General features: G+C 68.2%; 8 protein-coding genes and 1 pseudogene. 8 read left to right on the plus strand and 1 reads right to left on the minus strand.

What is annotated here, in order from left to right; translation table 11 throughout:
- The first annotated feature begins 194 nt into the window (after positions 1–194).
- The 8 genes from ACFP3V_RS24035 to ACFP3V_RS24070 all read left to right on the plus strand — a co-directional run bounded on the left by ACFP3V_RS24035 (position 195) and on the right by ACFP3V_RS24070 (position 10,710).
- Entirely contained in the window at positions 195–1,118 is a 924-nt protein-coding gene (locus tag ACFP3V_RS24035) for an ABC transporter permease (protein ID WP_380587150.1), read from the plus strand.
- Positions 1,111–2,139 (plus strand): ABC transporter permease, encoded by a 1,029-nt coding sequence (locus ACFP3V_RS24040; protein ID WP_380587153.1) that lies wholly within the window; start codon positions 1,111–1,113, stop codon positions 2,137–2,139. Before ACFP3V_RS24035 ends, ACFP3V_RS24040 begins: the two co-directional genes overlap by 8 nt.
- 12 nt (positions 2,140–2,151) lie before the next feature.
- On the plus strand, positions 2,152–3,204 hold the full coding sequence (locus ACFP3V_RS24045; RefSeq protein ID WP_380587156.1) for an ABC transporter ATP-binding protein: 1,053 nt from the start codon (positions 2,152–2,154) through the stop codon (positions 3,202–3,204).
- Positions 3,197–4,285, plus strand: a complete 1,089-nt coding sequence (locus ACFP3V_RS24050) for an ABC transporter ATP-binding protein (protein ID WP_380587159.1) — start codon at positions 3,197–3,199, stop codon at positions 4,283–4,285. The genes ACFP3V_RS24045 and ACFP3V_RS24050 overlap by 8 nt, the downstream gene beginning before the upstream one ends.
- A gap of 595 nt (positions 4,286–4,880) precedes the next feature.
- Positions 4,881–5,807 carry an ABC transporter permease gene (locus ACFP3V_RS24055; RefSeq protein WP_380587162.1) on the plus strand — a complete coding sequence of 309 codons (927 nt, stop codon included), beginning with the start codon at positions 4,881–4,883 and terminating at the stop codon, positions 5,805–5,807.
- Positions 5,808–5,850: 43 nt separating this feature from the next.
- Positions 5,851–6,855, plus strand: a complete 1,005-nt coding sequence (locus ACFP3V_RS24060) for an ABC transporter permease (RefSeq protein WP_380587165.1) — start codon at positions 5,851–5,853, stop codon at positions 6,853–6,855.
- Positions 6,852–8,939: an ABC transporter ATP-binding protein gene (locus ACFP3V_RS24065; protein ID WP_380587168.1), complete on the plus strand. Its 2,088-nt coding sequence runs from the start codon at positions 6,852–6,854 to the stop codon at positions 8,937–8,939. Before ACFP3V_RS24060 ends, ACFP3V_RS24065 begins: the two co-directional genes overlap by 4 nt.
- Before the next feature lie 61 nt (positions 8,940–9,000).
- The gene (locus ACFP3V_RS24070) at positions 9,001–10,710 is read left to right on the plus strand and encodes an ABC transporter family substrate-binding protein (protein ID WP_380587171.1); all 1,710 of its coding nucleotides are present in this window, start codon (positions 9,001–9,003) and stop codon (positions 10,708–10,710) included.
- A 209-nt stretch (positions 10,711–10,919) separates the two neighbouring features.
- Here the strand turns inward: ACFP3V_RS24070 and ACFP3V_RS24075 are convergent.
- A pseudogene (locus ACFP3V_RS24075) lies at positions 10,920–11,762 on the minus strand (hypothetical protein); the annotation flags it as partial.

Raw genomic sequence — 11,762 nt, forward strand, 5'->3', positions numbered from 1 at the left:
AACGGCCTGGTCGGCTGGTCCTCGAAGGTCTCCAACGTGGAGTTGGACCCGTTCAGCGTCCCGGTCTACACCGACATCACCGTCAAGTAGCCGACGCCGCAAGCGAAAGCTGCTAGCTGGAAGCGCAGGTCGGCAGCCGGGGGCCCAGAGGCCCCCGGCTGCCGACCTGCGCTTCCAGCTAGCAGCTTTCGCTNATGGGGCGCTACGTCATCCGACGACTGCTCCAGATGATCCCGGTGTTCATCGGGACGACATTCATCATCTTCGTGATGGTGCACGCGCTCGGTGATCCCGTCGCCGCCAAGTTCGGCGACAAGACCCCGAGCCCCGCGGTGCTGGAGCAGTTCCGTGAGTCGCTCCACCTGAACGAGCCGCTCATCGTCCAGTACGGGCGGTACATGGCCGGCATCTTCACCGGGAACCTCGGTGACGCGTTCAACGGCACCACGGTCGTCGACCTCCTGAAGATGGCCTACCCGACCACGGTCAAGCTCGCGCTGACCGCCTTCGTCATCGAGGCCGTGATCGGCATCGGCCTGGGCGTGCTCAGCGGCATGCGCCGCGGGAGGCTGGCCGACACGTCGGTGATGGTGATGACCCTGGTCGTCATCTCGATCCCGACCTTCGTCATCGGCTACGTGCTCCAGTACCTGCTCGGCGTCAAGTGGGGCGTCATCACCCCGACCGTCGACCCGAGCGTCCCGTTCCAGCAGCTGATCGTCCCGGGCCTGGTGCTCGCCTCGGTCTCGCTGGCGTACGTGGCGCGGCTCACCCGCACCACGATCGCGGAGAACACCAAGGCCGACTTCGTCCGCACCGCGGTGGCCAAGGGGTTGCCGCGCCGCCGTGTGGTCACCCACCACCTGCTGCGCAACTCGCTGATCCCGGTGGTCACCTTCCTGGGCACCGACCTCGGCGCGCTGATGGGCGGTGCGCTGGTCACCGAGCGCATCTTCAACATCCAGGGCGTCGGTTTCTGGCTCTACCAGGGCGTGGTGCACCAGGACGCCAACACCACGGTGGGCTTCGTGACGGTTCTCGTCATCGTCTACCTCCTCGCCAACCTGCTCGTCGACCTGCTTTACGCGGTCCTGGACCCGAGGATCCGTTATGCCTGACCAGGAACCGGACCAGCCGAACGGAGTTCAGCGGAGCTCCGAGACCGAGACCTCCAGCGCCTTCCCCAAGACCCCCACCATCGGGGCGATCGAGGCCGACGGACTGCTGGAGAAGGAGGACCTCGGCACGATCGAGGCGGCGCCGGTCGAGGCGGTCGGCGTGATCGACCGCGAGAAGCCGCGCAGCCTGTGGCAGGACGCCTGGCGCGAACTACGCACCAACCCGGTCTTCATCATCTCCGGGCTGCTGATCGTCTTCCTGGTGATCGTCGCGCTCTGGCCCGGCCTGTTCACCTCTCAGGACCCGCTCCACTGCAACCTCGCCAACTCCGAGCAGGGCCCCACCGGAGGCCACCCCTTCGGCTTCGACGAGCAGGGTTGCGACGTGTACGCGCGCACCCTCTACGGCGCCCGCGCCTCGATGACGGTCGGCGTCTGCGCCACCCTGGGCGCGGCGCTGCTCGGCACGATCATCGGCGGCCTGGCCGGCTTCTTCGGCGGATGGGTGGACGCGGTGCTGTCGCGGATCACCGACATCTTCTTCGGTATCCCGATCCTGCTCGGCGGCCTGGTCTTCCTGTCCGTCATCCCCAGCCAGTCGATCTGGATCGTGGTCGCCTTCATCGTGGTGCTGGGCTGGACGCAGATCGCGCGCATCGCCCGCGGCGCCGTGATCACGGCGAAGCAGCAGGACTACGTGACCGCGGCCCGCGCCCTGGGCTCGGGCAACGGGCGGCTGATGCTCCGTCACATCCTGCCGAACGCCATCGCGCCGATCATCGTCGTCGCCACCATCGCGCTCGGCACCTACATCTCGTTGGAGGCGACGCTCTCCTACCTCGGTGTGGGTCTGAAGCCGCCGACCGTGTCCTGGGGCATCGACATCTCGGCCGCTTCCTCCACCTTCCGGAACGCGCCGCACATGCTGCTGTTCCCGGCCGGTGCCCTGTGCATCACCGTTCTGGCCTTCATCATGCTCGGCGACGCGGTCCGCGACGCTCTCGACCCCAAGCTGCGCTGAGGAGGCGGAAGCGTGAGTATCACTGTCGACAACCCGCAGCACGCCCGGGTCGCGGACTCGCAGGAGCACCCGCTGCTCGAAGTCCGGGACCTGCACGTGGAGTTCCGCACCCGGGACGGCGTGGCCAAGGCCGTCAACGGCGTCAACTACAGCGTGCGCGCCGGCGAGACGCTGGCCATCCTGGGCGAGTCCGGCTCCGGAAAGTCCGTCAGTTCCCAGGCGGTGATGGGCATTCTGGACTCCCCGCCCGGGTTCATCACCGGCGGCGAGATCGTCTTCAAGGGCAAGGACCTGCTCAAGGAGGGCAAGGAGGCCCGTCGGAAGATCCGTGGCGCGCAGATGGCCATGATCTTCCAGGACGCGCTCTCCTCGCTGAACCCGGTGCACACGGTCGGCTACCAGCTCGGCGAGATGTTCACCGTGCACCAGGGCATGTCCCGGAAGGACGCCAAGAAGAAGGCCGTCGAGCTCATGGAGCGCGTCGGCATCCCGGCCGCGAAGGAGCGGGTCAACCAGTACCCGCACCAGTTCTCCGGCGGCATGCGCCAGCGCATCATGATCGCCATGGCGCTGGCCCTGGAGCCGGACCTGATCATCGCGGACGAGCCCACCACCGCCCTGGACGTGACCGTCCAGGCCCAGGTGATGGAGCTGCTGGCGGACCTGCAGCGCGAGTACAACATGGGCCTGATCCTGATCACCCACGACCTCGGCGTGGTCGCCGACGTCGCGGACAAGATCGCGGTCATGTACGCGGGCCGGATCGTCGAGACGGCCCCGGTGCACGAGCTGTACAAGCGCCCGGCGCACCCGTACACCAAGGGCCTGCTGGAGTCGATCCCGCGGCTGGACCAGAAGGGCCAGGAGCTCTACGCGATCAAGGGCCTGCCGCCCAACCTGCTTCGCATTCCGTCCGGTTGCGCGTTCAACCCGCGCTGCCCGATGGCGCAGGACGTGTGCCGCTCGGAGATCCCGCCGCTGCACCAGGTGACCGAGGCCGACGGCACTCCGCTGGAGGGCCGGGGCAGCGCCTGCCACTTCTGGAAGGAGACCATCCATGGCTGACGAAGCGGCCCAGGAGGCGGCGATCGAGGCCGCGATGGCCAAGCCCGTGAGCCGCGGGGAGCCCATCCTCGAGGTCCGGGACCTGGAGAAGCACTTCCCGCTGATGCAGGGCATCCTCTTCAAGAAGCAGATCGGCGCGGTCAAGGCGGTCGACGGCGTCTCCTTCGAGCTGTACCAGGGCGAGACGCTCGGCATCGTGGGCGAGTCCGGCTGCGGCAAGTCGACGCTGGCCAAGGTGCTGATGAACCTGGAGCGGGCCACGGCCGGCCAGGTGCTGTACAAGGGCGAGGACATCTCGCGGGCCTCCGGCCGCGCGCTGAAGGCGATCCGCCGGAACATCCAGATGGTGTTCCAGGACCCGTACACCTCGCTCAACCCGCGCATGACGGTCGGAGACATCATCGGCGAGCCCTTCGAGATCCACCCCGAGGTGGCCCCGAAGGGCGACCGTCGCAAGGCCGTTCAGGACCTGCTGGACGTCGTCGGCCTCAACCCGGAGTACATCAACCGGTACCCGCACCAGTTCTCCGGCGGCCAGCGCCAGCGCATCGGCATCGCCCGCGGGTTGGCGCTCAAGCCCGAGATCATCATCTGCGACGAGCCGGTCTCGGCGCTGGACGTGTCGGTGCAGGCGCAGGTGATCAACCTGCTGGAGAAGTTGCAGGACGAGTTCTCGCTCTCCTACATGTTCATCGCCCATGACCTGTCGATCGTGCGTCACATCTCCGACCGCGTCGGCGTGATGTACCTCGGCAAGATGGTCGAGATCGGCTCGGACGAGGAGATCTACGAGCACCCGACCCACCCGTACACCCAGGCGCTGCTCTCCGCGGTACCGGTGCCGGACCCGGAGGGCCGCGAGGGCCGCGAGCGGATCATCCTCGGCGGCGACATCCCTTCGCCGGCCAACCCGCCGTCGGGCTGCCGGTTCCGCACCCGCTGCTTCAAGGCGCAGGAGAAGTGCGCGACGGACGTGCCCCTGCTGGCCGTCCCCGAGGTGTTCCGCGGCAAGGACACGCCGGCGGCGCACGAGTCGGCGTGCCACTTCGCCGAGGACGTCGACGTGGTCGGGGCGTCCTGAGCGCGGAGCGGACAAGGCTGCTGTTGTCGGGGCGTCCTGAGCGCGGAGCGGACAAGGCTGCTGTGGTCGGGGCGTCCTGACGTCCTGGGCGCCGCCTGAGACAACCGCTGGCCGTCGGGCCGGTTCCCCCCGAACGGGGGGAACCGGCCCGTTGCCATTCCGAGATGTTTCTCGGGCCCCATTCCCGTGCATTGTTCGCGCGCGTGGCCCGATTCTCCCTTTGTGGCACCACGGACAGGGGTGACTCCTTGTTCACCGCTTACCCGCAAAAGTCACGCACGGTGAACTGTCCGCTGCACAGCGGGCCGAAGTCCACATACCGGACGGACATACCGGTACATAGCCGGGCCATAGTCCCGTCATTTCGGATGAATCCCAAATGGCGGCCGAACCACCTCACGGGGTGGCGTTACGGAAACTTCATCATCGGGCCGTAGTCACGCCGCCCATTCGCCGCCATGATTTGGGATCAACCGGCCTACAGGTCGGCTTGCGTACTGACGCTGCGGGGGACACAGGGAGAGTCCGCCGCGGCCCGAGCGGGACATGAGGACACGGTATGGGGCGGTTCCTACTCCGACGAGCGATCAACTACGTGATCCTTGTGTTCCTTGCGGCGACGATGGTCTACTTCCTGGCCGCGACCCAGCTCGAGCCCATCGTCAACTACCTGAGCAAGCACCCGCAGCCGCCGATGCACACCATCCACATGCAGCTGCAGCAGCAGAACCTCGATCCGTCCACCCCGGTCGTGGAGCGCTACTGGAAGTGGCTCACCTCGGTGCTGCACGGCAACTTCCTCACCGCGTACGACGGTTCCTCCGTCAATGACGAACTCGGCCGCCGGGTCTACGTCAGCACCGTGCTGCTGCTCACGGCCACCGTGCTGAGCGCGGTGAGCGGTGTCGCGATCGGCGCCTGGAACGCGCTGCGCCAGTATCGGCCCTCGGACCGGATCTCCACGGTCGTGTCCTACGCCATCCTGGCCACCCCCACGGTCGTCATCGCGGTCAGCCTGCAGACCATCGACAACTGGTTCGGCTCCCCGATCCAGTACATCAACATCCACAACCCCGACGTGCACGGGTTCTTCCCGGTCCTCCTCAACACCGCGGAGCACCTGATCCTGCCGACGCTGACGCTGTGGCTGATCCAGGTGACCCAGTTCAGCCGCTTCCAGCGCAGCACGATGCTCGACGTGCTCGGCGCCGACTTCCTTCGGACCGCCCGGGCCAAGGGTTTGACGAGGCGTCAGGCGGTCATCAAGCACGGCCTGCGGACCGCCGTCATCCCCGTCATGCCGCTGCTCGTCTACTCGATCCTGCTGCTGTTCACCGGCGCCACCTTCACCGAGAAGATCTTCGGCTGGCACGGCATGGGTGAGTGGCTGGTCGACGCGATCTCGCACAACGACGTGAACGCCACCGCGGCCATCGGTGTCTTCACCGCGGTTCTGGTGCTGATCGCGGGCCTGCTCTCGGACCTGGTGTATGCGGCGCTCGATCCCCGGGTGCGCTCCTAGCGCATCCCAGCCGAGACGAACGCCGAATCCGAGGAGATGACCCATGAGCACTGAAATCCCCGTGGTCGAGCCCGAGTTGGCCGCCACCGCCGCCTCCACCAAGCGCCGTGGCCGCGGCGCCCTGGTGCTGCGCCGCTTCCTGCGCAACCGCCTCGCCGTCGTCGGCGTGGGCATCCTGGTCGTGCTGCTGGCCTGCGCCTACGTGGTGCCCTCGTTCCTGCAGTGGAGCTACACCGACAACGACTGGAACGCTCTCGGCACCGGGCCGAGTTCGAGTCACTGGTTCGGGACCAACCACCCCGGCCAGGACATGCTCGCGCTGACCATGCGCGGTCTGCAGAAGTCGCTGATCATCGGCATCGTCGGCGGCCCGCTGACCACCCTGATCGCGGCCCTGATCGGCGCCTCGGCCGGCTACTTCGGCGGCTGGATCGACCGGGTGCTGATGTGGTTCCTCGACCTCATGCTGGTCGCGCCCTCCTTCCTGCTGCTGGCGATCATCGCCCCGAAGCTCTCCGGCGGGACCTGGCTGGTCTTCGTGGTGCTCATCGCCGCCTTCGGCTGGATGATCACGGCGCGCGTGGTGCGCAGCATGACCCAGACGCTGAAGGACCGCGAGTACGTCCTCGCCGCCAAGTACATGGGCGTGAACCCACTCGTCATCATCGTCCGGCACATCCTGCCGAACGTGGCGTCGATCCTCATCGTGGACGCGACGATCCAGGTCGGCACGACGGTGCTCACCGAGTCCGGCCTCTCCTACTTCGGCTTCGGCATCCAGCCGCCGGACATCTCGCTGGGCACGCTGCTGGCCGACGGCGAGCCGGACGCCACCACCTCGCCCTGGATGTTCTTCTTCCCCGCCGCCTTCCTCATCCTGATGGGCCTGGCAGCCGCCTTCATCGGTGACGGCCTGCGCGACGCCTTCGACCCGACGGCCTCCGGGGCCAAGGCCCGCGTGAAGAAGACCGACACGCTCGAGGACAACGAGATGACGGCCGACCAGATCAGCAACACCGCTCGCGTCGAGGAAGGACTCGCTTCGTGACCACCCCCGCCTCTCCTCTCCTCACCACGACCGACGCCGTGCTGGAGGTCCGCGACCTGCGGGTGAGCTTCCCCAGCGAGGCCGGTCAGGTCCGTGCCGTGCGCGGGATCGACTTCGCGCTGCGGGCCGGTGAGACGCTGGCGCTGGTCGGCGAATCCGGCTCGGGCAAGTCCGTCACCGCCACGTCGATCCTGGGCCTGCTGCCCACCGGCGCCAACGTCACCGGGTCGGTCCGGCTCGAAGGCCGCGAACTGCTGGGCCTGTCCGACGGCGAGATGTCGAAGATCCGCGGCCGGGAGATCGGCATGGTCTTCCAGGACCCGCTGTCCGCGTTGACCCCGGTCTTCTCCATCGGCACCCAGCTGATCGAGGCGCTGCAGATCCACCAGAAGCTGGACGACAAGGCGGCCCGTGAGCGCGCCATCGAACTCCTGGACCTGGTCGGTATCCCCGACCCCAAGCGCCGTGTCGACGCCTTCCCCCACGAGTTCTCCGGCGGCATGCGCCAGCGTGCCGTGATCGCCATGGCGATCGCCAACGACCCCAAGGTGATCATCGCCGACGAGCCCACCACCGCTCTGGACGTGACCATCCAGGCGCAGGTGCTGGAGGTGCTGAAGAAGGCCCAGGACGTCACCGGCGCCGCCATTCTGATGATCACTCACGACCTCGGCGTGGTGGCGGGCGTGGCCGACCGCGTGACCGTGATGTACGCCGGCAAGCCGGTCGAGGCCGGCACCGCCGACGAGGTCTTCTACACGCCCCGCATGCCCTACACCATCGGGCTGCTCAGCGCCGTGCCGCGGCTGGACGACAGCGGCCGCAAGGCGCTGACCCCGGTCGAGGGAAACCCGCCGTCCATGGTCGCGCTGCCCAAGGGCTGCCCCTTCGAGGCGCGTTGCCCGATCGCGGTGCCGGCGTGCAAGGTCTCCGAGCCCGAGTTGAAGCCGGTCGGCTCCGACGGCCTGGCCGCCGCCTGCCACCGCTCCCAGGAGATCGGCTCCTCGATCGAGCGCGAGGGCATGTTCCCGACGCCCGAGATCCCCGAGTACGACGGGCACGAGGACCGCACCGCCCGCGCCGAGGTGCTGCGGGTCGACAACCTGGTCAAGCACTTCCCGCTGACGAAGGGTCAGGTCTTCAAGCGCCGCATCGGCACGGTCCGCGCGGTCGACGGTCTGAGCTTCGACATCCGCGAGGGCGAGACCTTCGCCCTGGTCGGCGAGTCCGGCTGCGGCAAGACCACCACTCTGCTGGAGATCCTGGAACTGCCCACCAAACAGGTCGGCTCGGTCACCGTGCTCGGCAAGGAGACCAAGGCGCTCAGCGGCAAGGACCGCCGCGGCCTGCGCCGCGACCTCCAGGTCGTCTTCCAGGACCCGATGGCCTCGCTCGACGCCCGCATGCCGATCGGCGACATCCTGGCCGAGCCGATGCGCACGCACGGCTGGAGCAGGGACCGCATCCACGCCCGCATCCCCGAACTGCTCAGTCTGGTCGGCCTGTTGCCCGAGCACGCGGAGCGCTACCCGACCGAGTTCTCCGGTGGTCAGCGCCAGCGCATCGGCATCGCCCGCGCGCTCGCGCTCGACCCCAAGCTGGTGGTGCTCGACGAGCCGGTGTCCGCGCTCGACGTGTCCATCCAGGCCGGCGTCATCAACCTGCTCGACGAACTGAAGGCCAAGCTGGGCCTGAGCTACCTGTTCGTCGCCCACGACCTCTCGGTGATCCGCCACATCGCGGACCGTGTCGCGGTCATGTACCTCGGACGGATCGTCGAGCAGGGAGATGCGGAGGCAGTCTTCAACGCCCCTTCGCACCCCTACACCCAGGCGCTGCTCTCCGCCGTGCCACTGCCTGACCCGCGCAAGGAGCGCGAGCGTCGCCGCATCCTGCTGAGCGGTGACCTGCCCAGCCCGGCGGACGTGCCGTCGGGTTGCAGGTTCCGCACGCGGTGCCCCAAGTACGTCGGTCTCGCCGAAGGCGAGGCCGAGCGGTGCCGGAACGAGGACCCCGCGTCCGCGTCCCTCGGTACCGACCACACCGCAGCCTGCCACTACGCGGCGGCGCTGGAAGTCGTCTGACCAACCGGCCCAAGGGCCGTACGGCAGCACACCTATGAAGATGAGTCAGGGGAGGACTGCTTTGTCCCGCAACACCGTCAAGGTCGCCACAGCGATCGCGCTGTCGGCCGGTCTCGTGCTCACCGCCTCCGCGTGCTCCAGCTCGGGCAAGGGCACCACCGCGGCGCCGTCGCACAGCGCCTACAACCCCAACCTGAACCAGATCAACCCGGTCGACCCGGCCAACCTCAAGCAGGGTGGGACCTTCAACTTCCCGGTCGACCAGTACTCCAGCCAGTGGAACGTGCTGCAGGCCGACTCGCAGAACGAGCTGTCCATCACGCAGACGCTCGCCCCGGTGATGCCGTCCTCGCTGTTCCACAGCACCGCGGACAACAAGCTGACCCCGAACACCGACTACATCACCTCCGCGAAGGTGGAGACGGTGAACGGCAAGCAGGTCACCACCTACGAGATCAACCCGAAGGCCAAGTGGTCGGACGGCACCGACATCACCTGGAAGGACTTCCAGGCCGTCTGGCAGGCCGACAACGGCAAGAACCCGAAGTACGCCGTCATCGGCACCACGGGTTACGACCAGATCGAGTCGGTCGCCCAGGGCAAGGACGCCAAGGAGGTCGTGGTCACCTACGCGACCCCCTTCGCCGACTGGCAGTCCCTGTTCGCCCCGCTCTACCCGGCCTCCCAGATCGGGACCCTGGACGGCTTCAACAACGCGTACCGGAACAAGATCCCGGTCACCGCCGGTCCGTTCAAGATCCAGTCGATGAACCCGACCACCAAGACGGTCACCGAGGTCCCGGACCCCAACTGGTGGGGCCAGAAGCCGGTCCTGAGCCAGATCAACTTCGTCACCCTGGACGCCGCCACCGAGCCGAGCGCCTTCGCCTCCGGTGAGATCGACGTGATGGACATCGGCCCGTCCGCCGCCGCCTACGCCAAGGCCAAGTCGGTCGCGGGCGCCTCCATCCGCGTCGCCGGTGCCCCGAACCTGCGCCAGCTGCTGCTGAACGGCACCAGCCCGATCCTGACCGACCAGAACGTGCGTCAGGCCATCTTCCAGGGCATCAACCGCATCGCGATCGGCCAGTCGGACCTCGCCTCCCTGCCGTGGCAGATCAAGCCGCTGAACAACCACTTCCTGGTCAACAACGCCAACGGCTACGTCGACAACGCCGGTGAGCTGGGCGCCTACGACCCGAAGGCGGCGGGCGCCAAGCTCGACGCGGCCGGCTGGAAGATGGGCTCCAACGGCTACCGCGCCAAGGACGGCAAGGAGCTGGACCTCACCCTGGAGATCCCGGCCGGCACCCCGGTCGCCCAGAACGAGTCCACGCTGCTGGTCCCGATGTTGAAGAACCTGGGCATCAAGCTGAAGGTCGTGCTCGGCACCCAGGACCACTTCTTCGACGACGTGGCGGCGGGCAAGTTCGACCTGACCATCTTCTCGGGCATCGGCGCGATCCCGTTCTTCCCGCTGACCAACTCCCAGGCGTCCTTCGCGTCGCCGAAGAACGGCAACGTGGGCCAGAACTACTCGCGCATCGGCTCCGCCGACGTGGACTCGGCCATGGCCGCCGCGGCGGGCGAGACCGACCCGACGAAGTACCTGGCCGACATCAACCAGGCCGACAAGGCCCTGTGGACCCTGGCGGTCAACCTGCCGCTGTACCAGCGTCCGCAGATCGTCGCCACCAAGCCGACCGTCGCCAACTGGGGCGCCTTCGGCTTCCAGGACGTCGACTGGACCAAGGTGGGCTTCACCAAGTGACGCCTGCGGTCGAACCGCTGACCGCATGACCGCTCCCCCCAGAGCCCCTGGCTCTGGGGGGAGCGCTGTTTCTCCCCGGCGAGCGTCCGTCCCGCAGACCGGGGGCCAGCACCACCGGACGCGCTCCGCAGCGGACCGCATGGGCGGCAAGGCGCGCGGAAACGCCGGAGGCGTCGTCCAGCGCGGGCTGAACGACGCCTCCGGGTGCGCTAGTTGAGAGTGATGCTGGTCGGACCGTTCGGCTTGCTCAGCAGGGTGGTCAGCGCGTCGGCCACCTGCTGGGCGGTGACCTCCTTGCCGTTGACCTGGGCTCCGGCGAACTTGCTGCCGTAGGCCTGCTTCAGCGCGGCCAGGTCGAAGACGGGGACGAAGGCGCCGCTGCCGTCCGGCCGCAGGGTCAGCGCCATGCTGAAGGTGCGCGGGCCGAAGTCGACGGTCGTGCTGCCGGCCTTCACGTGGAAGAGCTTGGACTGCATCGCCCACTTGCCCAGGGTCTGCGCGGCCTGGTTGGTGGACGCGGCGGTGGACTTCGGCCTGACCGCCGTGACCGGCAGGTTGATCGTCCCCTCCTTCGCCCCCGCGGCACGGTTGCGGTAGGCCTGCTCGACCAGCGCCACGGCGGCGTCGAGGTTGAGCCCCGACCCGGCCTTGGGCAGCGTCACCAGCGGCTTGCCGGACGCGGAGAAGCGGACGCTGCCCTCGCGTGCGCTGCCCGACGCGGCCAGGCGGGACAGCGCCGCGCGCAGCTTGTCGCCGTCGATCTCGACGACCGGCGCGACGGCGTTGCCGCTGCCGAGGAGGGAGTGCAGCACGGTGCTCGGGTCGTAGCTGTGGTGGGTCACCTGCGCCACGGTGGCGCCGGTGTCCATGCTCAGCCCCGCGACCTCCGGACTCAGCGTGAACTGCCGGCCGTCGAGCGAGAGTTGCAGCGGCTGGGTGGCGAGCCTGCCCAGCGTGCCGTCGAGCGTGTGCACGGCCTGGTCGCGGGTGTCCCCGCCGATGGCCGTGCCCAGCACGGTGGTTCCGCGCGGGACGTCGGCCTGGTTCAGCAT

This window comes from Streptacidiphilus monticola, from assembly GCF_042658505.1.
GTDB lineage: Bacteria > Actinomycetota > Actinomycetes > Streptomycetales > Streptomycetaceae > Streptacidiphilus > Streptacidiphilus monticola.